Genomic DNA, 23,289 nt, shown 5'->3' on the forward strand with positions numbered 1-23,289 from the left:
TATAGAGCCGATTCAAATAGCGGGAAAAACCCCCTTTATTTAAGCAAGTTCTAGTTCAGAAAACAAAATAACTGGAAAAATTACCGTTAATTTACTCTTTAACCCTGCTTCCAAGCTCAATCATCCCCATCAACAGGAGAAATTCCCTTTATTCATGCTGCAGCCGTGTTACTTCATTATTTAGCGGTAGTTATTCCCGTTAATCTAAGGAGGTGCTCTCACAAGCGCACAAAAGGCTGTCCCTCAGTCAAATAATGACTTCGGGACAGCCTCTCTTGACTAACTACTTAACTTCCTCTAAAGGGTTGTAATGTCCATAAAACATTTTCTCTCGTCCCTCTGCTTCCCCCAGCGTGGAACAAGAACTTCTTTCAATTATTTTACTTTGAATGATGACATTTCTCTGGACGTCAGCCGATAGTACACCTAGTTGTTTCATTAACAGTCTGACCGATTGAGCACCTAATTCCGATGGCTGCAAATCCATACTGGTTAGCGATGGATTCGATTGAACCATCATGGATAAATCTCCGCATATAACGAAAACGGAAACATCTTCAGGGACTTTGAGATTAAGGTCTTTAATTGCATTAAGAACGCTGAAAGCCGTGCGGTCATCATCAGCAATGATTGCAGTTACCCCTTTCTTAAGTTCCCCGAGAGTGGCCATCGTTTCCTCGTACCCGTAATCCATGTATACATTTGAGCTTAGATCAGGCTTATGGTGTATCATGTGCTCTTCGACTTGAAGATGATGATCTTCCATTGCTTTGATGAAGCCCTCTTTTCTATCGATGGATACTGTCATTAACTCGTTAGCATTTAAAAACATAATGTTTCGATGACCTTTTCCAATTAAATATTCACAAATATGATAACTTACTGCTCGGTTGTCATTATCTACACTATACGCATTAAGAACCGTTGGATTCATGACCCTGCCAACCGTAACGAATGGAATGTTCTCCGAGTCCATTAGATGAATTCGCTCATCATTTGTTGTTGGACGCATGACAACAGCACCATCGATTGGGTAACTAGACAAGAACGGGGTTTGAACCTTTTGCAAAGGAATCATATCCAGCAGCACCCGGTATCCGTAATAGGAGGCTTCGAGTATGACCCCATTGATGAATTGTGTATGAAAGGCGCTAAAAAAGAAGTTGCCATGCGGGATTGTTAACCCGATCGCCATCGTTTTCTTCGTCACCAAGCTGCGAGCGATATGATTCGGCACATAATTCAACTGCTTGGAAACACGTAATACTCGCTCTTTCACTTCATTGCTTGTGGGTCTCTTTTGGCTAAAAACATTGGAAACGGTTCCCTTCGACACTTTTGCTAACTTGGCAACGTCATCTATTTTAGCCATATCTGTATAAACATCCCTTCAGAAAACCATCCATTTATGCTAATTTTTCATTGAGCTGCTCCACTAATTCAATTAACTCCAGCGGATGGCTGATAGTATATTGGGGGATTTCACTTTCGTCTGCGTGCAGTTTCGGATATCGTGGCGTCCAGCTCAAGAAGATGCTCGTGATCCCCATTTGGTTGGCCCCTTTGACGTCCCTGCTCAAGTTGTTGCCGACCATGACAATCCGGTAACAGTCCTGTTCGCTGAGATCTAAAGCGCCAATCGCTGCTTTAAACATCCGAGGACTTGGCTTGGAGGCTTTGACCGTCTCCGAATACACCATCGTCGTAAAATAATCGTACAGACCATTTTGCGTCAAAATATTTTTAAAAGATTGGGCATTGCCGTCTGCTACAATTGCAAGTGTATACCCCCGTTCAGCCAGCGTCTTCACCATGATATCAGCTCCTGGAATCACATTAGCTTGAATAACAATATCATGATCATCCCTAATTTCAGTGCCTTCATCGATAATGGTGTCGCCGCAGTCCAGGAAAACAATTAGTTTCTTTTGCGCTGAAATATTCGTCCTATCATGACTCATGAGTTACACCTCTCAGGTTTAGTTGATTCGCGTAGTGACACGCAGCAAAATGATTATTATCATTGCCTATAGCTTGCAATTCAGGTTCTTGCCCAACACATTTATCCGTTTTATACCGGCATCTCGGGTGAAAATGACAACCGCTCGGAGGATTAGCCGGATTAGGAACTTCTCCTTCCAGAATAATACGGTCCTTCTTCGTATTGGGATCTGGCTCTGGTACGGCTGACAGAAGCGCTTCGGTATACGGGTGCATCGGATGGGTAAATAACGAATCAACAGGCGCCAACTCTACGATTTTACCCAAGTGCATGACCGCGACCCGATCGGAAATGTTCTGTACGATCGATAAATCATGCGAAATGAAAATATAGGTGATCTGAAGCTGCTCTTGCAAATCCTTCAGCAAATTAATAATTTGGGCTTTAATCGAGACATCCAACGCCGACACGGCTTCATCGCAAACGATCAGTCTTGGTTGGGAAATGAGAGATCTCGCAATCGCTATTCGCTGTCTTTGCCCGCCAGAGAAAGCGTGAGGATACCGTTTGAGATAACTGACATTTAAGCCCGTTTTTTCGGCAATTAAGGTCACTTTCTCATCCAATTGTGATTTCGACAGCTTGAAGTTGGCCAAAAGCGGCTCGGAAATAATGTCATACACGCTCATTCTAGGACTTAGAGATGAAAAAGGGTCCTGAAAAATCATTTGAATATCTTTGCGATATTTCTTGAATGCTTTTCCCCGTAATCCCAAAAAGTCTACTTGCCCTTCTCCCTCCGGATGATAGAGAACTTGCCCCGATGTTGCATCCATCCCTCTCACAATACATCGTCCTAAAGTCGTTTTACCGCAGCCTGACTCTCCGACAATGCTTAACGTCTCTCCTTCCAAAAGTTCAAAAGAAACATTATTCAGCACACGGATGGAGGAAGGTTTACTAAACAGCTTATTTGTGGATTTCACTTGAAAATCCTTGTTCAACTGATTTACTTTCAAAATTGGTTTAGACATGCTTATTCTCCCTCGCCCTCAGCCTTGTAGAGAAAACATCTCACCATGTGGTTATCGGAGATATGCGTTTTCGGAACAGCTTGCGTATTGCATACACCTTCGATTCGATCTGAACAGCGCTCGTAGAAACCGCACATCGGTGGCATATTGGTTGCCATTGGCACTGTTCCATCGATGGATTCCAACCTTGCATGCCTGTTTCCAGATAACTTGGGCATGGATTTGAGCAGCCCTTTGGTGTAGGGATGTTTAGGATTATTGAAAATTTCTTTCACTGTTGATTGTTCGACTATCTTCCCCAAGTACATAACAGCAACTTCATCACACATTTCTGCAATAATCCCAAGATCATGAGTTACCAGCAAAATAGCCATACCAAATTCACGTTGAAGTTCCTTCATAAGCTCCAGTACTTGCGCTTGAATCGTTACATCCAGCGCTGTAGTAGGCTCGTCGGCAATTAACAATTCTGGATTGCAGGACAAGGCCATTGAAATCATCGCCCGCTGACGCATCCCCCCGGAGAACTCATGCGGGAACTGGTCAAAACGCTTCTCTTGATCGGAAATCCCGACCTTACTAAGCATATCCAGCGCAATTTTTTTAGCCTCTTTTTTGTTCTTGGTTCGGTGGATTAAAATAGCTTCCATGATCTGGTTCCCGATCGTGTACATCGGTGAAAATGCGGTCATCGGCTCTTGAAAGATCATGGCTATTTTTCTGCCACGAATCGAACGTATTTGTTTACTACGTGTAGGTAACGACAATAAATCCAACTGATTTAATGCTTTCTCCGATTCGGAGTGATACACAATCTTTCCAGTGGTTTCGCACTCTTTGGGATTAATGCTAATAATCGCTCTGCTAGTCAAACTTTTCCCACAGCCGGACTCACCAACAAGGCCCAGCGTCTTCCCCTTTTTAATGTCAAAGTCAACGCCATCAACGGCCTTCATTTCTCCATTATCCATTTGAATGCGAATCTTAAGATCTTGGACAGACAGAAGGGGGCGTTCAGATTGTGAAACGGAGGCTTGCGATGTCATAGGATCCCCTCGCTTTAGACTAGAATGAGTTACTTCTTGTACGGATCAGCAGCATCGCGCAATCCATCACCAAGAAAGTTAAAAGTTAAAACCGTCACGATAACAAAACCCAAAGGGATCAATTTCCACGGATACAAAGCAACATTCTCGATTTGCTGTGCTTCCTGCAGCAGAACTCCCCAGCTCGTAGCAGGCGAGCGTATTCCGAGGCCTAGGAAACTCATGGCTGTTTCGCCAAGAATCATACCAGGTATGGCTAAGGTCGTCGCTACAACCAAATAAGAGATAAATCCAGGCAACAGATGTCTAATAATAATTTTCGCGTCACTGACCCCGGCAATTTTGGCCGCCAACACATACTCCTCATTTTTCAAAGAGATAAACTTCCCTCTAGCAACCCTGGCTAATTCCGTCCAACCAATAAAGGCGAAGATGATGACAATATACAAATACATAGTGACAATAGGAACCCTCGCCGGTATTGCAGCTGACAATGCCATCCATAACGGCAGCGTCGGAAATGAACGAATGATTTCAATACTCCGCTGTATAACCGAGTCCAGCCAACCACCGAAATAACCGGATACCCCTCCGATAAACAAACCTAAAATAAAGCTAATTGATACGCCTATAAGGGGGATACTTAATGAAATTTGACTTCCTAAGAAAACACGGGATAATAAATCTCTGCCCATACCGTCCGTACCGAACAGAAATATGCGTCCCGGAGCATCAACACCAAATAGATGGATACTCGTTGAAAATAGACCTAAAAACTTATAGGTTTCACCTTTTACAAAAAAGCGAACCGGATGACGAACGTTCTCGTCTTGGACAAATATTTTCCGGAGTGTCACAGGGTCCCTTCCCGACTTCAGCTCATTCACGAATGGCCTCAGATGAAACTGGCCTTCTGCATCCTTGAAGCTTACTTTTACAGGAGGCGCATTGACATATTTACTGTCATAGCTTTGCAAGCCATACGGCGCAAGAAACTGTGCAAATAGGGCCGCTACATAAAAACACGCGAGAATAGTTAAGCTGATGCGGGCCAATTTATGCTTTTTTAAACGACGATACATCAGTCGCCACTGCGAACTGTGGGAAAGATCACCTTTGGGGGCATCTTTGATTGGCGCTATCTTCTGTCTTCCGACGATTGGTATTGTTTTCATGGTCACATACCTCTGAACTCAGTGCGAATTTTTGGATCGAGCCATGCCAATAAAATATCTGAAATCAATGTACCCAGAACCGTCAAAACAGCCATAAACAATAGCCATGTACCCGCCAAATACATATCCTGAGCTAAGAGAGCGTTATACATAACAGGTCCCTGGATGGGAAGATTGAGAACAATCGCTGTAATGGTGGAACCTGTGAAAATGGATGTTAGCGACCAGCCTATTGTGCTCACGATCGGGTTCATAGCTGCACGTGTCGGATACTTGACTAATATTTTCGTTTCGGATAAGCCCTTTGCTCTTGCTGTCACCACATTTGGCTTATTCAGTTCGTCCAGCATTTGACCTCTCATAACTCGAATCAACTCGGCCGTATTCGCCAAACCAATAACGATAACTGGAATGATCATATGCTTGAGTAAATCCATTACCTTATCTAACGACCAACCGGCATTAACGAATTCACTTGAAAATAGACCTAACAAGGGATCGCCAAAGTATACATAGGACAAATACATTAATATAATTGCCATTAAGAAATGCGGCGTTGCCATGCCAAGAAAGCCGATAGCCGAAAAAATATAATCACCAATCGAATATTGCTTTACAGCGCAGTAAATACCGATCGGAACCGCTACTGCGTATGTGAATGCCATAGTCACCAAAGAGACGATAATCGTTAACCCCATATATTGCGAGATAACCGTCGTAACCGGTTTGTTATAGCTGAAGGAATATCCGAAGTCGAAGTTCGTTATCATATTGCTCATCCAAGCTACATACTGAATAAACCAAGGCTGATCCAATTTCAAGCTTGCTCGCATTGCAGCTATATCGGCTTCTGACATGACATCGCCTGCAACCGACATTTTAGCGGCATACGTAGACACATAGTCACCTGGTGGAAGCTGAATAATGTAGAAGACAATCATGGAGATAAAGAAAATAACCGGTATAACCAAGACGATTCTTTTTAAAATATAGTGGAGCATCTCTACCCTATCCTCTCCGTATCATTCAAGAATGCCGCTGAACGATACAGGGGGAATTGGAATCCCCCTATGCCGCTCAAAGCTTATTTATGGTTTGATAAAAAATTGCGCGGGATGTCCGTGCCCTAAGCTGCGGAATTCATCAGAATATACTAATTCTTTGGGTACGTTACCCATTTTATTGGAAGCGACCACAAGACGTGGTGTAGGACCAGCGTAGCCGATAATCCATTGATTTTTCTGATGCAGCTTCACAATCTCGTTACTCCACTTCTCGATCTCCTCTTTACTTGTAGATGCTTTAACTTTATTCCAGTAGTCGAGAATTAAAGCTACATCGCCTTCTGGTTTGACACCTTCTTTGCCATTGGAAGACGAGTACAATCCATAATGTCCATACCAAGGCGTCAACACCCTCAGAGGAACAAGCGTATCAGGACGGAAAGCTACGTTAACGAGCGAGATATTTTCTGTTGTCGCGGGAATTTTATTCGCATATTTAAGCTCTTGATGAGTTCCTTGATCCACAACTTTAAGGTCTACTTTAATGCCTACTGCTTCATAATACTTTTTGACAAGCTCCAGGAAACTAGCTGTATTCGTACTACCTTCAATGATTGTAATCGTCAGATCAGAACCGTCTGCATTCAGCCGGAAATTATTCTTGTCGCGTTTGGTCAAACCAATCTCATCCAGCAGCTGATTAGCCCGATTCACATCGAACTTACTCCATTGATTTGCCCATCCTGCTTGGTAACCAACCAACCCTTCAGGAACCGATGCTTGCTGAGGAGCGCCTAAACCGTTCGTAACAATTTCCGAAATTTCCTTTCGATCGACGGCAACAGACAATGCCTCTCTAAATCGAATATCCTGAAACAGCTTGCGCAGATTCGGATCTGCAATCGTCTGATTCAGCTGCAGGCCAGCACTTGACCAATTGGGAGTCGTCCAAGGCATAACACGGAACCCTGCTTTTTTCTCATTTTCCTTGAGGACTGTGAAATCTTTAAAATCGAAATCAAGCAGATTATAATCACCAGCCAGTGTTCCCAGAATACGTTGTGCAGGATCCTGTACTTTGGTAGCAACGATGCGATCCATATACGGAAGCTGATTGCCCTCTTTATCTGTTTTCCAGTAATAAGGATTGCGTTCCATAATAAACTGATCGCTGTTCGGGTCATTTTTTGCCACCCAAGCTCGCAAGGTCGGGATTTGTGGATTCACCCAATAGTAGTAGCCTGTTGCGACTAAGAACGTTTTTACGTCTTCAAAGCCCCATTTTTTCGCAATCTCAAGTGCTTTCTCTTGGCCGACAAATTCAGGAAGAATCGTTTTTTGGAAATGCGCTGGTGCGAAGAACCATTTGTTGTCTATCGCGACGCGTTCCAGAAATTGTACGCTTGGATACTTGTGCACAACCTTAAACGTATAGTCATCAACCTTAGTAACTGTCGCCAAAGCCTTCTCTCCTGTTACAGGGTCAACAGAGTAATAGGCATCATATATTTTTTTGCCGAACGTTTCTTTGGTAAGCATGTGCTCCCAGTAGAAGAGAACATCATCGGCCGTAAACGGCACTCCGTCTGACCATTTCATGCCTTTTCTTAAATGGATCGTGAATTCGGTAGAATCTTTGTTCACCTCATAGCTTTTGGCCACATTAGGTTCAACCGTACTTCCATCTTTTTTGAAACGGAACAGAGCTTCCTCTGTAGGCTGACCTACTGCCCAACGGTCATTCGGTCCGGTCCATGGCATCTTCCAATCTCCGCCGTATTTGCCGATCTCCTCGGTTACGGTTTCTACCATGATATCTTCCTTGGCAGGCATCCGTTCAGTCACTGGCTTTAGTGTGCCTGCGCTCACAAGCTTAGTAAGCATAGGAGCTTCTTTGAATCCATCTGTTTTTGCTGGAGCGGAGGCAACAGGAGCCGTCGTTGCCTCTACGGCAGAGCTCGCCTTGGGACTAACTTCACTTTCACTCTCGCAGGCAGCAAAAACAATAGCAAAAATCATCATCATTAAGCCCAAAAATAGGCGGTTTATTTTCAAACCTATCCCCTCCATCATTCATCTGGCACTTCAATCTTCCTCATCACGAACTGGAAATTGGTTCCCTTCCACCCCCTAGATAGATTCAAGCTTAAACCGGTTTAAGTAAAATGAGAACTAAGGAAAGCGCTTTCTTAATATCGCGCCAAAGAGAACAACAAATAACCGATTAAATCGGTTTAACAAAGCACATAACCACAGGGTAATCCCCCTCTTCCGAGAGGAATTAAACGTATGGTATGGATATTTGTTAAACCGATTTAATCTTGATCACTTAGAATGTAAGCGCTTAACTAATACCTGTATCGTACAGCGGATTACTGGAAAATGCAATAAGTTTTTTTGGAATAATTTGGTGTCGAATTCCGTCGTACTCACCATTTCATCAGGTGAATTTTCGACGATATTCGTCAGTTTCAGCAAGGAAAACAAGAAAAGAAACCATCCTGAATGCATCCGCTAAGGGCGCTTATCCAGGATTGGAAACAGCAGCTTCTGATTCGGTTTGGTAAACATGTTCGTTTTCCAAATAACCTCCGAACCCGTATCGATCATTCCCTTCACCTTCTGTCCATTACTCAGTTGAACCGCTGTCTTTAGCGCCACATAACCCATATTGAACGGCTTTTGGACGACCATCGCCTGAATGATTTCCTCTTCCAGGAAACCGATTTCTTCCATGGAACTGTCGAAGCCAATCAACTTGACCTCCCCAGGCCTCCTCGAGTCGTGAAGCGCCTTTGCCGCGCCAAGGGTTGAAGGCTCATTTAATCCGACAATCCCCTTCAGATCCGGATAATCCTTCAGAAGCTTCATCGTAATGTCGTAAGCTATGCCCGAAGACCCCTCGCTGTAATAGGTATTAAGAATTTGAAATCCCATGTCCTTTTGAATGGCAGCACGAAGACCGTTTTCCCTTTCAATCGCTGTAGACGACCCTTTAATGAAATTAATAATGGCTACTTGCCCGCGATTCGGGAGTGTCTGGATCAGCGCTTCACCCGCTTTTTTCCCCGCTTCCACATTATCCGTGGCGATAAAGGACTTAGAAATGCCTCCCCTGAGACCAGAGTCCACGGTAATCAAGGGAATGCCGGCTTTCACAATTTCGTGTGCGATAGGCACCGTTCGCTCGTAATCTAGAGCCGACAAGACAATCGCCTTCGGCTTCATCGCCATTACTTCGCGTAATAGCCGAATTTGACCATCGACATCTTGTTCGGTCTCTGTGCCGACTACTTTCACCTCACTCCCCATCTCTGTGGCAGCGGCATTGACGCCTTGCTCGACGACCTGCCAGAACTCAATTTGCTTATCGATCGTCTTGGGTACAAAAACGATGGGCTGATTATTTTTACCTGCTGTTTTTAAGCCGTACATATAAACAACAATGGACAAAAACGCGATGACAATTAAGAATAACCAGCGCTTCATTCGTCTTTCACCTCCAACTCCGAGCAAGGAATCCGCAATGTGACCGTCGTTCCTTCTTCAAGCTCACTTTCGAAAGACAAGCCATACGCTGAACCATAAAACAGCTGAATACGATGATGTACATTCCAAACGCCGAGCCCCTGATCCTTGGAAGGCCCCAGCAAGCCTAGCAGCTTGGCTTTATCCATACCTAAACCGTTATCGCTTACAGTAATTTGAATAACTGCGTCAACCAACTGGCCTTGAATCCGAATATGCCCCTGTTCTTCCATTCGCCTAATGCCGTGGTAAATCGCATTTTCCACGAGCGGTTGAAGAACTATTCTTAGAATGCGGCAGCCTTGCAGCTCTTGTTCAACTTCAATCTCATAAGAAAATTTATTCGTATATCGCATCGACTGAACCGTTAGATAGTTAGCCAAGTGCTCCATTTCCATGGAGACGGAAACCTCTTGTTCCCCTTTACCAATACTGTACCGCAGCATTTTGGAGAGTGCCATGGTCATCTTCACGACTTCTCTCATTTTGTTCGTTTCCGCCATCCAAATGATAGATTCCAGTGTGTTATACAAGAAATGGGGATTGATTTGGGATTGCAGCGCTTTGATTTCACTTGTCCGAAGCAGCGCCTGTTCATGAACAATTTGCTTCATGAGGTCTTTTATTTTGACAATCATCACATTGAAGGTTCTCGCTAACTTCCCGATCTCATCGGCTTGCGTGATATCCGCTCGAATGTCAAAATTGCCCTGCTCAACCTGTTTCATATTCGCTTCCAGCTTCTTAATCGGTCTGCTGAGTGTAAAAGAAAGTACGATCGAAATACCCAGCGCGATAATCAAACAAACACTGCCCCATAGAACCGTAGAGAGCTGCATCTTTTTCTTATTGGCAACTAGCTCTTCGGGATACGTGACACCGACAATTTTCCAACCGAAATTCGTCGTTCGGATCGATAATATTTTCTCATGCTGATTCTCTTTCAAAGATAGCTGCCCGTCTTCCGAGGCTAGAATCGCTTCAATGGGTTCACTTTTCAAATTCGTATGTATGATTTGCTGCTGAGGATGATAAACGAGGTCACCTTCGGAATTGACAATAAACACATAACCTCTTTTGCCAAGTTGAATATGGCTGCAGAGGTCATTAATAATCGTGTAGTTCAAATCAACCAGCAGCACGCCGGTCTTGTCTAATCGGTCGTTACCTCGAAATTGCTGACTCATGGAGATGACCCATGGATATTCGTTTCGATAGACATGTTCAACCTCCGAAGAGGAGATATAGATGGAACCATTTTTCGCTTTCGTATACCAATCCTGTGCAATCAACTCCGGATAACTCTTCAGAGCGCCCTGCTCTCTGTCCGAGATCACTGCTCCATTGGAGCCTATGAAAAGAATTGCACTAATATCATTTCTGGATTGAACGATCACGTGCAGGGAGCTTTCGATAGCGTTTACCAGGCTTAGTCCTACATCTGAATGTGGATCCGCCATCGTTAAGTACTGTCTGATTTGCCCATTGTTATATAGAAGGGAGGAAATACTTTTCATATTATCAATGTACGTCTCAATGGTCGTTCCGACCTGATTGATCAGTTCATTCGTGTACTGCACGGAGTTTTCGGTAACGGAGTCCGACGACTGGCGATACGTGTTATAACTCAAAATAAGCGTAGTGCCTATGATCAAACAAGAGAAAGCGACAGCTATGTTCGTGTGTATGCTTTTAAATCTAAACAAACGCCTCTTATTCAAGAGAGATCCCCTCTCTACTTGCTGCTCTATATTCTTTGGGCGTCATCCCATGATGCCGCTTGAAAATCACGCTGAAATATTGCGGGTCGCCATATCCGATCTTCGCGGCAATTTCATAGGCTTTCAAATTCGTCTCGGTTAACAGCTCTTTCGCCTTGGCTAGGCGTATCCATGTGACATATTCAATGAAGGACTGGCCTTTCTTTTGTTTGAACAGCCCGCTGAAATAATTCATGCTCATGTATACGTGTTGGGCAACATCATTCAGCGACAAGTTCTCATTGTGATAGTTTTCTAGAATATACACTTCAGACCGAATTAACAATGAATCTACATCCTGCGCCATTTTCATCATTACTTGCTCGAACAATTGCAAACATAACGACTCCAGCCATACCTTTATTTCATCTAATGTTTTGTAAGCTCGTACCTGTCCCAGAATATCTGCGGCCTCCAGGGTGTCATGTCCGGAATCCTCAAATAATTGAATGATGGAGACAAGAAACCTTTGCACATAAATGTAGCAGCGTTCTACTGATGATTGCGAAGCGCGCAGCTCATGCATCCAGTCATTCAGCAGTCTAGCGAAAAGCTCCTTATTCCCCGTCTTCAGCGCAGCGATCAGCTTACGTTCCCACTCCGCATGATGCACCTGCAGCTGGCCCTTGCCATGCACGATATCTTCAATTGAGATAATCTTGTTTTTACCGACCATAAATCGATAATCGAGCGCCGAAACCGCCTCGGCATAGGATTTGGACAGCTCCTCCATCGTTTGATACGGTCTGCCAATCCCGATCGAAACGCGAACTCTCACATACTTTTCTATGCACTGCGCGGCTTGCTCCGCATATTTCTGGACGGCTAGAATCAAATATGTCATTTCCCCGGCGAAAATAATGCCGATTCTCTCATCTCGCGTTCGAAAGACAATACCGCCTTGCTCCAATTCAAAAATTTCGTGAACAATATTATACACGGCAAACCGCAGCAATTCGGTCTCCGAGCTTATTTTCGCTGCCATTGGATACATAAACTCTTCCACGTCTAACGTTGCCGCCATATAGTACGGCCCGGGCAGTGACAATTGGAACAGAGCAAATTTATTGAGAATTTCCTCTTTCTTCACTTCACTGGTTACCATGCGTTCCAGAAACTGCTCACGCAATAAAGGCAAGCTCATATTTAGCTGGCTTTGCAGCCTGGACACATCTTCATTCCTTATCCTTTTCTCATCCAGCTCATCTCTCAAATGTTGTAAAATACCCGTAAATTCGTCCTGGCTAACGGGTTTCATCACATAATCATAAACCTTCAGCTTCACAGCTTGTTTGGCGTATTCGAATTCTCCGAACCCCGTCATGATGATGACGGTAATATCCCGGTAGCGATCCGCAATTGCAGCAGCAAGAGTCAGCCCATCCATATGGGGCATAGAAATATCCGTAATCATAACGTCCGGCAGACGGACTTCTAGGGAATCCAAAGCCTCTCTCCCATCCCCGTATGAACCAATTAGCTCAAAGCCATAGGCCTCCCAATCTATTTTCTCACGAATACTCTCTCGCACAGCTTCTTCGTCATCAACTATGATTAGGGTATAATACACCGTACCACCTCAGGTTTAACAAATTCTCTCTGAACTTCAACTCTATTCGAGAATAGCGCTTACATTTCCTGTTTGAGAGGAGGAATTTCTTTTTGAGAAAGAGGCTGCCCGCGTAGGAGCAACCTCATCTAAACTTAGTTATACAGCAATGCTTTAATTTCAGCGGAGTCAATATTCGTTTTATCATACCAATGGAAGCCTGTATCTATGGTCTTCTCTACTTTTTCGCCTTTGCTCGCCATGACCGCCGCTTTGACGGACCAATAGCCGATTCCAATCGGATCTTGGGTAATTGCTCCAGCCATTTTACCGCTCTTAATAGCGTCAATTTGCGCTTTACCAGAGTCATAGCCGATAATGACAAGCTTATCGTTTTTGAGCTCTGTTACCGCGTTGACGACACCAATCGCCGAACCTTCATTGGCTCCGAAAATACCTTTCAAGTTCGGGTGCCCTTGAATGATCGCTTTGGCCAAATCGGTTGATTTCAATTGGTCGCCGCCGCCGTATTGAATATCAACGATTTTGATGTTCGGGTGCTTCGCTTTCATTTGATCGACGAAGCCATCTCGGCGATCAACGCCGGTGCGGCTCGTCTGGTCATGCACAACCAGCGCAACTTCGCCGGCATCGCCAATCTTCTCCGCCATTTTGTCAGCGGCGAGCGCTGCGGCTTTCTTGTTATCCGTTGCAGCTGTCGTGACGGGAATATCACTGTCTACGCCGGAATCGAAACCGATAACCGGGATATTCGCCGATTTCGCTTTCTGCAGCAGCGAGACGGACGCTTTGCTGTCCAGCGCTGCGAAAGCGATGGCGGTAGGCTTTTTATCCAAGGCAGCTTGCAGCATTTCAATCTGTTTATCGACTTGCGCTTCGGTTTCCGGACCTTCGAAAGTAATATTCACGTCATATTCCTTGGCAGCCTTCTCTGCTCCTTGCTTCACTGCTTGCCAGAACTGGTGCTGAAAACCTTTGGAAATGACAGGAATGTAAGGCTTTGAAGCGTTTGAAGAAGCTGGTTTGGCAGATGCTGACGTTGTTGTACTGGATGTTGAGCTTGATCCACAAGCAGCCAGAAGAGCTACTGAAAGCGTTAATACAGCGGTAGTCATGACCATTTTACTCATTTTGTTTATCATTTTGTTTATCATTTTGCCGTCTCCCTTTTACATGAAATTGGTATATGAATTCTTACAAAGAAGGAATACCGGAGGTCATTACCCCGCCTTACGCCGACGCAGAATGTCTGCATACACCGCAAGTAAAACCACAATCCCAACGATTACCGTCTGCCATTCTTGAGGAACGGACAAAATCCTTAAACCATTGGTCATCACACTCATAATCAAAGCTCCAATTACAGTCCCCAAGATAGATCCCTGGCCGCCGCTTAACGAAGTGCCCCCAATGACGACCGCCGCGATGGCTTCCAATTCGTACCCCATGCCAAGCGCCGGTTGAGCGGAGTCTAATCTCGAGGCGATCATGACCCCTGCAATTCCGCTAAACAAACCAGTTAATACATAGATCGAAATTTTCCAGAAACGGGTGTTTACACCGGATAATCGCGTCGCTTCCTCATTGCTGCCTAATGCAAAGTTATAACGTCCAATAACCGTCTTCATCAGCACCAAGCTTGAAATAATGGCAAGCCCGAAGAAGATCAGAATGGCATTCGGAACGGCAAAGCCCGGAATCACTTTCTCCAGTGCTGTGCCCATCACGATTTCACGAAACGCTGGCGTTTCATTGAAATAAATCGGCTTCGCATGCGAAATCACAAGTGACAGGCCTTTCGTCATCATCATGACAGCCAGCGTTGCAATAAACGGCGGAATATTCATCTTGGCTACAGCAAATCCGCTGAACAATCCACAGAGGATACCTGTTAAAATTCCTGCCAGAATCCCAATGGGAATCGGCAAATGCCAGTTCGTAATGAACACACCGGTCATCACAGCAGAGAAGGTCATGACCGTGCCGACACTGAGATCAATGCCGCCAGCAATAATAACAAACGTTGAGCCTAACGCCAGGACACCGATCACAGCGGTTGATAAGAGAATTCCGACGATATTCGTGAATTGCAAGAAATTGCTGGAAGATACCGAGAAAATAACAACTAATAGCGCTAAGCTGGCGAAAGCTAACAACTTCTGTGTTGCGGCTGTTTTTCGAATGATTGGCCTAGAAGACTTCAAACTGCTTAATTGCATGGATGTCCATCCTTTCTTACTTGCGGCTTGTCGCTAATTTCATAATCTCTTCTTGGGTGGCTAGCTCCCCTGGAAGCTCACCGGTTATCCTGCCTTCACACATCACCAGAACACGATGGCTTAGACGCAAAATTTCGGGCAGCTCGGAGGAAATCATCAGAATAGCCTTGCCCTGTTTGGCTAAATCCTCGAGCAGCGCATAAATCTCCGATTTGGCCCCCACATCGATACCTCTTGTCGGTTCATCAAAGATGAGAATCTGGCAATCGCGATGCAGCCATTTCCCGATGACGACCTTCTGCTGATTACCTCCTGACAGAAACTTAGCTTTCTGCTGAACACTTGGCGTCTTTATTTTCAAAGACTCCACATATTGACCCGAGACTTGTTCGATGCGCCCGTCTTTCATCCATCCGAATCGATTCCGGAATTTCTTCAAGGATGGCAGTGCAATGTTCGCCCCAACCTCCATATCCACAACAAGCCCATATCGCTTCCGATCTTCGGAGAGATAACCAATACCGTGTTTCACCGCATCATGGGTTCCGCGAATGTTCACTATCTTCCCATCCACATAGACTTCGCCAGTGTCCATACGGTCTGCCCCAAAGATAGCACGTGCCATCTCCGTTCGGCCTGCTCCCATCAATCCGGCAACGCCTACTATTTCACCGGCATGCACGGTAAAATTGATATCCTTGAAGGCACTCCCTCTGCTCAAATTTCTAACCTGCAAGGCGGTTTTCTGCGATCCAGTTTGCTGGCTTGGCCGTTTCTCAACAACGATTTCCCTTCCAACCATCATCGAAATAATCGTATCCATGGACGTATCTTGCGTCTTCACTGTGGTGATATAATGGCCGTCCCGCATGACCGTTATCCGGTCGCTTATTCTTCTTAACTCTTCCATACGATGGGAAATATAAACGATGCCTACACCGTTATGGCGCAGCCTCTCAATCATCCGAAATAATTCGTTAATCTCCGTTTCCGTCAGTGCCGCGGTTGGTTCATCCATGATGAGCACCTCGGAATTGAAAGACAAAGCCTTGGCGATCTCAATCATTTGCTGTTTGGCCACACTAAGCTCCGATATTTTCATACGTGGATCCATGCTTAGGTTAAGCTGATCCAGGAGCGCACTCGTGTCGTCATTCATTTTCTTTTCGTCTAATAAAAATCGCAGCTTTTTACGCGGCTCCCGGCCAATGAACATATTCTGAGCAATGGTCAAATCGGGTATTAAATTGAGCTCTTGATGAATGATGCTAATGCCTAGTAGTTGCGCTGTCTTGGTATCAGGGATCTGAACCTCCTTGCCTTTCAACAGGAGGCGTCCGCCGTCTTTCTGATAGATGCCGGTTAGAATCTTCATCATCGTCGACTTGCCTGCACCATTCTCACCAACCAAGGCATGGACCTCACCAGGGGTTAATTCAAATTGGCAGTTCGAAAGCGCCTGTACCCCTGGGAAATATTTATCAATACCTGCCATTTGCACGAGTGGATGTATCACTTCTGTTAGTCACCTCAATATCGTTTACTGTTTTCATCTTAGCTGTAAACGCTTCAATTGAGAGTGGAGTATTTTCATAAAAAAGTCGAAAAATTACCGATATATGGGTGAAAGAATTGATTGTGGGGGGGATAATTCGGTGTATGAGGATGCCAGCTGCCATCTGAGTTGCTTCCGGCGCTGAAAAGGCCTTTTAGGCCTTCTTGATTCTCGGATGTGGGGGAAGCCATGGGTTTTCATCGCGAGACAGCCTTTTCGGGCTTCTCAGCCGTCATCTGACTCGCTTCCCGCGCTGAAAAGGCCTTTTAGGCATTCTCGATTCTCGGATGTGAGTGAAGCCATGGGTTTTCATCGCGAGACAGCCTTTTCGGACTTCTCGGCTGCCATCTGAGTCGCTTCCGGCGCTGAAAAGGCCTTTTAGGCTTTCTCGATTCTCGGATATGGGTGAAGCAATGGGTTTTATCGCGAGGCAGATAAAAAAGAAGCATCTAAGGACGTACCCTCAGATGCTTCTCTTCCCAAGCGATTTTCATCGCCTATTTTCTATTCCGCTTGAATCCAAGTAATATCTTTTTGTACTAACTGTTCCTTCCACTCTTTCGGAGCGTCCACATTACTAACGATAATATCGATCTTGTTCAAATCCGCAATTTTATAAAATTGGACTTGTCCAAATTTCGAACTATCCGTTACCACAACGCTAATCTTCGATTGGTCAATTAGTTTCCTCGCAAATTGCCCGCGATCTTCATCGAAAGCTGTGATCCCTTTGTCCAGCATAATGCCGTCTATCGAAATAAAGGCTTTATCCACATAAAAGTTCTCGATCATTTTTTCAGCCATCGAACCAACGACACGAGACTGTAATGAGCTTACTTTCCCTCCGATAAAGAAGATATCTCCAGAGAGCAGTTCCTTGTTCTTATAATCGATAAGCAAGTAAAGAGCAGGAACTGAATTAGTAAGTACTGTCAAATTTTTCTTATTTAGCAAATAATCAATAATGTGCAGCGTCGTAGAGCCATCATCGATGAAAATGACCTCATTATCTTCTACTAATGTAGCCGCTGAACGACCAATGATTCGTTTTTCTTCTGCATGCAAAACTTCTCTCTTTAGGTGGGACGGTTCCTCACGGGAGATATTGATTTTGACGGCACCGCCATATACCCGCTTCAACTTATTTTCTTCTTCCAATTCCTCGAGATATCTGCGAATCGTTTCGGAAGAAACATTCAGATTATCAACCAAGTCTGTTGTTTTTACTTTACCCTCAAGGTTAAGCAGGTTTAGTATATAGTCTTTGCGTTCTTCTCCGATTAATGACATGATTCCCTTCCTCCTGAATAACTTTGATTGTCCTTCTAATTATATGGCTTTACGAATCGTTTGCCTATCTGTATTTAAAAAAATAACAGGAAGGGTAAGCGTTAACCCCAATTCTTACTTAACGCTGTTCATATCGATCAATAGCTAGCTTTTGGATCTGTATCGCACGATCTATTTTGGACGACTTCATTTTACTCACATAACTATCAAAAGCTTCCACAGACTCTACCCCAAGTATAATTTTCAAAGACATCTCATCAACTAGCGTTGTGACATCGTTCATAATGGAGGAAAGTTCCGCGCTTTCCAGCTCCGTTCTCGGAATTTGCGGCATCATATGTTGGTCAACATTCGTATTCGACCAATCCAGAATAGCTGTCCTCTGCTGAGGTAAGGTATAGTATTGCTCCATATACCGAATATCTTGAACAAAAGGCCCAAAATAGCTGGCCCGCGTATACATCGCTAGCGCCTGAGACGGAGCCAGTTTATCTCCGTTGCGCAAAACGAAATCAGAGTACGTCGGATAATCGTCTTTCATGGTATAGCTGGTTCCCTCGATACCGAAATTAAACAGCATATGTCCTTCCTCGCTGTACCCGTAATCAAGAAGCTTGGCGGCCTCTTTTGCGTGTTTGCTTTTACTCGAAATCGCTACTCCGCCTGTTCCCACATACGCATAACTGCGCTGTCCGAATTCCGGTTTGTCGCCTTTTTTCAAAACCGGGTAAGGCGCGGCGGCGAACATGACACCTTGTTCCTTCTCTTGCACGATAGGCTGCCATTTTCCGATCCCTGCGCCAGCATTCCAGACCGTTGCGCCGCTTCGTCCACTAATCATATTCGAATCCATCGTTTTGGTATCCACGGTAGCTATATTGATATCCAGCAACCCTTCTGCATACCATTTGTGGAACGTTGCGAGAAATTGTTTGTACCCTTGCTCCATGGCGCCGAATTTCACTTGACCCTGATCCAGGTAGAAACCTTTCTTGACCCCAAAAGCGCCAACAAAAGCACCGCCTTCAATGCCGAATAACGGATTCGGAACACCCAGAAATGTTAAGGGAGCCTCGACGCCTTTCTTCTCTTTAAAAGCCTTCAACACCGTATACCACTCATCGATGGTCGTCGGGGTCTGTAGGCCCAGCTCGTCGAGCCAATCCTTGCGGATAATCGGACCTTGAAACGTGCGCAGCAGTTCATCTCCACGAATGAACGGAAATACATAATAGCTGCCATTGTCGGTTTTGACCTGCTTGTCTACATCCGGATGCTCCGCTAAATATTTCTTGAGATTTGGCGCGTAGTTATCAATGAGTTCGTTCAATCTCATTATATATCCATCACTAATCGCCTTTTCGGGGCCGCCGGGATGGCTATCCCATTCATATTCCATCATGTCCGGCAAATCCCCGGACGCCAGAAGCACATTCATCGCTTCTTTGGCCTGATTGGCTGGCGGCTGGATAAATTTGAGCCGGACTTCCGTTCTTTTTTGCCATTCTTGGAAAAATGGAATATCCTGCGTATTCGGCTTTACGCTTGCGGCGTTGCCGTTAAGCTCCGCCCAATACGTTAATGTTGTCTTAGGCGCATCAGGTTGCCCCTCTTCCTGAGCTGCCTCTTCTTGTGTTGTATGTCCACCCGGCGTCGCAGTGGGAAACGCCGCTGAACAGGCCGTTAGCACGAGGGCGTTGATCACCATGTTCAGGAAGAGTATTTTTCTATGCATTCTCATCTAGTCATCCTCCATCAGCTGGGATCTACCAAGCAGATCAGTGCATCTCTTTGTATTTCCCAGGCGTGATCCCCTCATATTTTTTGAAAACACGAATGAAAGTCGCCACTTCATTGTAGCCGACGCTCTTGGCAATCTCGGAGATCGAGTCCTGCTTGTAGCCAATCATTCGCTTAGCCTGTTGAATTCGGAATTTCGTAATGTAATCCAGCAAACCTTCGCCGGTTCCATCCTTGAACAACTTCGATACGTAACTCCCCTTGAGCTCGAAGCGTTCGCCGATTGTATTGACATTCAGATTAGCATCTTGGTAATGATCCTCAATATAGCGGGTGACATTCGCAATCAGCTCACGCAGCGTCTCTGCGCGTTCTTTGCTTGAGTTCGATCCCATTTTTGCCGCAGCATGCGCACACACTTCTTTGAGCAAAGCAAGCAGCTCCTGCTGCATTTCGAGAATCGTGTCGCATGCAATAATGGAATCCATCCATAATGGATTATCACCCAGCAATCGACTATCGCCGTCCCCAAGTTCATTAATCGCTTTCACCATCGTACCCACAAGATTGAAAATTAAACATCTAGCCAGTGTCAGCGACACAAGTGGTTTATTGAAATTCCGCTCCATGATCTCGCTCATGCTCGCAGAAGCCGAGTCATAATCGCCAATTTTGATCAAATTAATAATTTGCTGTTCCACCTGCAGTGGATAATAATAACCTAGTTGAAGCTTATCTGCGGAATCGATCCGGATTTCATCATACGTAATGATCTCACTTTTCCCTCGCACCATCTTGTATTCCATCGCATCCAGTGCTTCACGATAAGCCTGCGCCACACCGAAGAGAGTGGAATGAATGCCTCCGATTGAAATGGTCAAGTCCATGTGAAACCGCAGCAGAAATCTCTGGGCTTCAGAGGCGATCCAGCTCAGATCTTCCTTCCGCTCAGCGGCCTCATTTTCGGTAAAATTGACTAAACAAACCATCATATCGTCAACTTCCGCGACATAACCGGCATGATGGCGATGTCCGACTAGCTCTTCAACCACGTTGGTAATAATGAACTGAATCAGCTTCCGCCTTTCATTCATATCCATCCCCGGCAAATTGGACGAAAGTTTATCATTATTTTCAACAGCAAATAAAATAACTGCAAATTCATTCGATATAAGTTCCATATCAAAAGATTTAAACGCTTCCTCATAGGAGATAAGGGTATCGATCTTCCCTTTCAGAAGCCGGTTCATCATATTGGAACGCAGGACATATTGGTGTGATTGCCATTGCAGCTCAATCTGATCCTTTTCACTGCGGGTATCGGAGATAACTCGCTGAATGAAGCTCAGCTCATTCCCATCTGTCCGCTCCTCAGTGGAATGCTTGTCCGAGAGCGACTGTACCAGCCGTTGAATCGGCGAATAGTTGCGGCGCATGAAAAACCAGGTTAACACACCAGCTCCAATGAGCGAAATGAGAATACTAACGTAGGTGAAGTTGCGAACATATTCCGCCTTCTCCCAATAAATTCCACTGGGAATAACCAGCACATATTTTAAATCAGATACCGCCGATTGCATATAAAAGAGTTCTGAATCCCCGTTTTTTGCCGGCGAATACGCCACATGATCCGGATCTAACGCTTGTTCCAGAATCAGGTTCGTATTGACTGACACAGGTAAATTGGAAAGCAGAACTTGATTGTCATGGTTAAGTATTAAAATTTGCCCCCCGCTAAAACCAGAAATCGTTTCCATCGCCTTCTGGAATCGCTCCAAATCCGCCATTACAACGACGGTCCCCGTTTGTTTCCCGTTCAGGTCTTTGGGCAGGTGCGCAATATACGCAATGGAGGTTTGCGGACTTTCCGCATCTGTATGCGGCAGCAAGAGAAACTGATTGTTCGCAGCATTGTTAATCGTATCCAGCCACTGCTCGTACCTGAGCGTGCCTGTATTATGTATGGTATCGAACGCTGTTTTCATATCACGGACATTACCAGGCCGAAGAATCGAGGACGTCTGATCCCAAGTCACATAGAATTCGTCAATCATCGCATAGGAGGTCTGGTACATCCGAAATTCTTTCACTAATTGAAAAGCAAGGAATTGATCGTCACTCTGACGGATGTTGGAATACATCAAGGATTGCAGCTTCGCATTCCATGTGATCTCCATATTTAATCGTTTCATTAAATCGATCTGTGCATCGATGGTATAGCGCACTTGTTTGAGTAAAGAGTCATTGGCCCGGTGAATCTCGCTTTTTAACGCGTTGCTGGATTGCGAATAAATGATTAAGCTCATCATCATTGGGATGAACAAAACAGCGCTATAGGAGATCATCCACGTAAAAATAATACTTTTTCGTTTTCGCCATAAAAAACCGATGTTCAATATGGACCTCCTCCCATTGGATGATCGATACAGGACTGAAGGGATCGTCTCCACTTCCCTATATTATACCTTTATATACAAGAGGAGGAATGTCCAAAATGACAAATTCGATTGACAAAAGCTCTATTTGGACCGGATTTTAACGGTTTTATCCCTTCAAAGAACCAACCATAACCCCTTTGACGAAGAAACGTTGCACAAATGGATAAAGGCAAAGCACCGGCAAAGTCGCAACAATAATCGTTGCATATTTAATGGTTTCTCCAATTTGGTGACGATCGCCTGCATCCGCACCGACGGACATCCCGTCCGTTGAATTCGCGATCAGAATTTCGCGGAGGACTAGCTGCAGCGGGAACAGATCTCGGCTTTTGATAAACACCGAAGCGTAGAACCAACCATTCCATTTATCCACCGCATAATACAGGATCATAACGGCAATGACTGGCATGGAAAGCGGAATAATGATTCGGAACAAAATTGTAAAATGGTTCGCGCCATCGATTTTGGCCGATTCCTCCAAGCTGTCCGGGATGGACATGAATGCTGTACGCATAATGATCAGATTGAACGTACCGATGGAGAAAGGAATGATTGTCGCCCATAGGGAATCAAGCAGACCCACATTTTTGACAACTAGATATAAGGGAATTAAGCCTCCATGGAAAAACATCGTGAACACAATAATGAGCATGAACGCTTTGTTCCAGATGACATTTTTACGAGAAAGCACATATGCTCCAAGCGCTGTCATTAGCAAATTCACCGTAACGCCAGCGACAACGATGAACAACGTATTCCGGTAACCAATAAGAATGCCTGGATTTTTCATGACACCTTTGTACGCTTCCAAGCTAAAACCAAGTGATTTGAACAAAATCCCTTTGTGCGCAACTAATCGCCCCGCATCGCTTAACGAGGCAAAAAGCACGTAAAGCAGCGGATATAAGGTTACAATGACTAGCGCGATCAGGATTAAATAAATAACGGCATCGAACAATTTCTCAAGTATGCTAGATTGTTTTGTCAT

General features: G+C 44.8%; 17 protein-coding genes. All 17 read right to left on the reverse strand.

The features are described 5' to 3' along the window. Positions 1-283: 283 nt before the first annotated feature. A complete protein-coding gene (locus AC58VC_RS26280; protein WP_497372905.1) occupies positions 284-1,372 on the reverse strand; it encodes a LacI family DNA-binding transcriptional regulator in 1,089 nt (362 codons plus the stop codon). 34 nt (positions 1,373-1,406) lie between these two features. Continuing rightward, positions 1,407-1,961, reverse strand: coding sequence for an HAD family hydrolase (locus AC58VC_RS26285; RefSeq protein ID WP_497372907.1), 555 nt, complete (start codon positions 1,959-1,961; stop codon positions 1,407-1,409). Next, positions 1,951-2,976, reverse strand: coding sequence for an ABC transporter ATP-binding protein (locus AC58VC_RS26290; RefSeq protein WP_497372909.1), 1,026 nt, complete (start codon positions 2,974-2,976; stop codon positions 1,951-1,953). Before AC58VC_RS26290 ends, AC58VC_RS26285 begins: the two co-directional genes overlap by 11 nt. A gap of 2 nt (positions 2,977-2,978) precedes the next feature. After that, a complete protein-coding gene (locus AC58VC_RS26295) occupies positions 2,979-4,022 on the reverse strand; it encodes an ABC transporter ATP-binding protein (RefSeq protein WP_497372911.1) in 1,044 nt (347 codons plus the stop codon). A gap of 29 nt (positions 4,023-4,051) precedes the next feature. Further along, on the reverse strand, positions 4,052-5,197 hold the full coding sequence (locus AC58VC_RS26300; RefSeq protein ID WP_497372913.1) for an ABC transporter permease: 1,146 nt from the start codon (positions 5,195-5,197) through the stop codon (positions 4,052-4,054). 2 nt (positions 5,198-5,199) lie between these two features. Further along, complete coding sequence (locus tag AC58VC_RS26305; RefSeq protein ID WP_497372915.1) at positions 5,200-6,198, reverse strand: ABC transporter permease; 999 nt, start codon at positions 6,196-6,198, stop codon at positions 5,200-5,202. Positions 6,199-6,285: 87 nt separating this feature from the next. Further along, the gene (locus tag AC58VC_RS26310; protein WP_497372917.1) at positions 6,286-8,256 is read right to left on the reverse strand and encodes an ABC transporter substrate-binding protein; all 1,971 of its coding nucleotides are present in this window, start codon (positions 8,254-8,256) and stop codon (positions 6,286-6,288) included. 459 nt (positions 8,257-8,715) lie between these two features. Then, complete coding sequence (locus tag AC58VC_RS26315; protein ID WP_497372919.1) at positions 8,716-9,690, reverse strand: substrate-binding domain-containing protein; 975 nt, start codon at positions 9,688-9,690, stop codon at positions 8,716-8,718. After that, positions 9,687-11,435, reverse strand: a complete 1,749-nt coding sequence (locus tag AC58VC_RS26320; RefSeq protein ID WP_497372921.1) for a sensor histidine kinase — start codon at positions 11,433-11,435, stop codon at positions 9,687-9,689. Before AC58VC_RS26320 ends, AC58VC_RS26315 begins: the two co-directional genes overlap by 4 nt. 7 nt (positions 11,436-11,442) lie before the next feature. Beyond that, positions 11,443-13,059, reverse strand: a complete 1,617-nt coding sequence (locus AC58VC_RS26325) for a response regulator (RefSeq protein ID WP_497372923.1) — start codon at positions 13,057-13,059, stop codon at positions 11,443-11,445. 134 nt (positions 13,060-13,193) lie between these two features. Beyond that, the gene (locus AC58VC_RS26330; RefSeq protein ID WP_497373296.1) at positions 13,194-14,198 is read right to left on the reverse strand and encodes an ABC transporter substrate-binding protein; all 1,005 of its coding nucleotides are present in this window, start codon (positions 14,196-14,198) and stop codon (positions 13,194-13,196) included. An 81-nt stretch (positions 14,199-14,279) separates the two neighbouring features. Beyond that, entirely contained in the window at positions 14,280-15,278 is a 999-nt protein-coding gene (locus tag AC58VC_RS26335) for an ABC transporter permease (RefSeq protein WP_497372925.1), read from the reverse strand. A 16-nt stretch (positions 15,279-15,294) separates the two neighbouring features. After that, on the reverse strand, positions 15,295-16,773 hold the full coding sequence (locus tag AC58VC_RS26340; RefSeq protein ID WP_497373298.1) for a sugar ABC transporter ATP-binding protein: 1,479 nt from the start codon (positions 16,771-16,773) through the stop codon (positions 15,295-15,297). A gap of 564 nt (positions 16,774-17,337) precedes the next feature. Beyond that, positions 17,338-18,123 carry a DeoR/GlpR family DNA-binding transcription regulator gene (locus tag AC58VC_RS26345; protein WP_497372927.1) on the reverse strand — a complete coding sequence of 262 codons (786 nt, stop codon included), beginning with the start codon at positions 18,121-18,123 and terminating at the stop codon, positions 17,338-17,340. A gap of 118 nt (positions 18,124-18,241) precedes the next feature. After that, a complete protein-coding gene (locus AC58VC_RS26350) occupies positions 18,242-19,864 on the reverse strand; it encodes an extracellular solute-binding protein (protein WP_497372929.1) in 1,623 nt (540 codons plus the stop codon). Between the two features lie 37 nt (positions 19,865-19,901). Further along, positions 19,902-22,259 carry a helix-turn-helix domain-containing protein gene (locus AC58VC_RS26355; RefSeq protein ID WP_497372931.1) on the reverse strand — a complete coding sequence of 786 codons (2,358 nt, stop codon included), beginning with the start codon at positions 22,257-22,259 and terminating at the stop codon, positions 19,902-19,904. A gap of 148 nt (positions 22,260-22,407) precedes the next feature. After that, entirely contained in the window at positions 22,408-23,289 is an 882-nt protein-coding gene (locus AC58VC_RS26360) for a carbohydrate ABC transporter permease (protein WP_497372933.1), read from the reverse strand.

The organism is Paenibacillus sp. J22R67 (assembly GCF_059692175.1).

Coding starts and splice junctions, on each gene's coding strand:
- AC58VC_RS26280 (WP_497372905.1), bottom strand. CDS start 1,372: ATGGCTAAAATAGATGACGTTGCCAAGTTAGCAAAAGTGTCGAAGGGA.
- AC58VC_RS26285 (WP_497372907.1), bottom strand. CDS start 1,961: ATGAGTCATGATAGGACGAATATTTCAGCGCAAAAGAAACTAATTGTT.
- AC58VC_RS26290 (WP_497372909.1), bottom strand. CDS start 2,976: ATGTCTAAACCAATTTTGAAAGTAAATCAGTTGAACAAGGATTTTCAA.
- AC58VC_RS26295 (WP_497372911.1), bottom strand. CDS start 4,022: ATGACATCGCAAGCCTCCGTTTCACAATCTGAACGCCCCCTTCTGTCT.
- AC58VC_RS26300 (WP_497372913.1), bottom strand. CDS start 5,197: ATGAAAACAATACCAATCGTCGGAAGACAGAAGATAGCGCCAATCAAA.
- AC58VC_RS26305 (WP_497372915.1), bottom strand. CDS start 6,198: ATGCTCCACTATATTTTAAAAAGAATCGTCTTGGTTATACCGGTTATT.
- AC58VC_RS26315 (WP_497372919.1), bottom strand. CDS start 9,690: ATGAAGCGCTGGTTATTCTTAATTGTCATCGCGTTTTTGTCCATTGTT.
- AC58VC_RS26335 (WP_497372925.1), bottom strand. CDS start 15,278: ATGCAATTAAGCAGTTTGAAGTCTTCTAGGCCAATCATTCGAAAAACA.
- AC58VC_RS26340 (WP_497373298.1), bottom strand. CDS start 16,773: ATGGCAGGTATTGATAAATATTTCCCAGGGGTACAGGCGCTTTCGAAC.
- AC58VC_RS26345 (WP_497372927.1), bottom strand. CDS start 18,123: ATGTCATTAATCGGAGAAGAACGCAAAGACTATATACTAAACCTGCTT.
- AC58VC_RS26350 (WP_497372929.1), bottom strand. CDS start 19,864: ATGAGAATGCATAGAAAAATACTCTTCCTGAACATGGTGATCAACGCC.
- AC58VC_RS26360 (WP_497372933.1), bottom strand. CDS start 23,289: ATGACAAAACAATCTAGCATACTTGAGAAATTGTTCGATGCCGTTATT.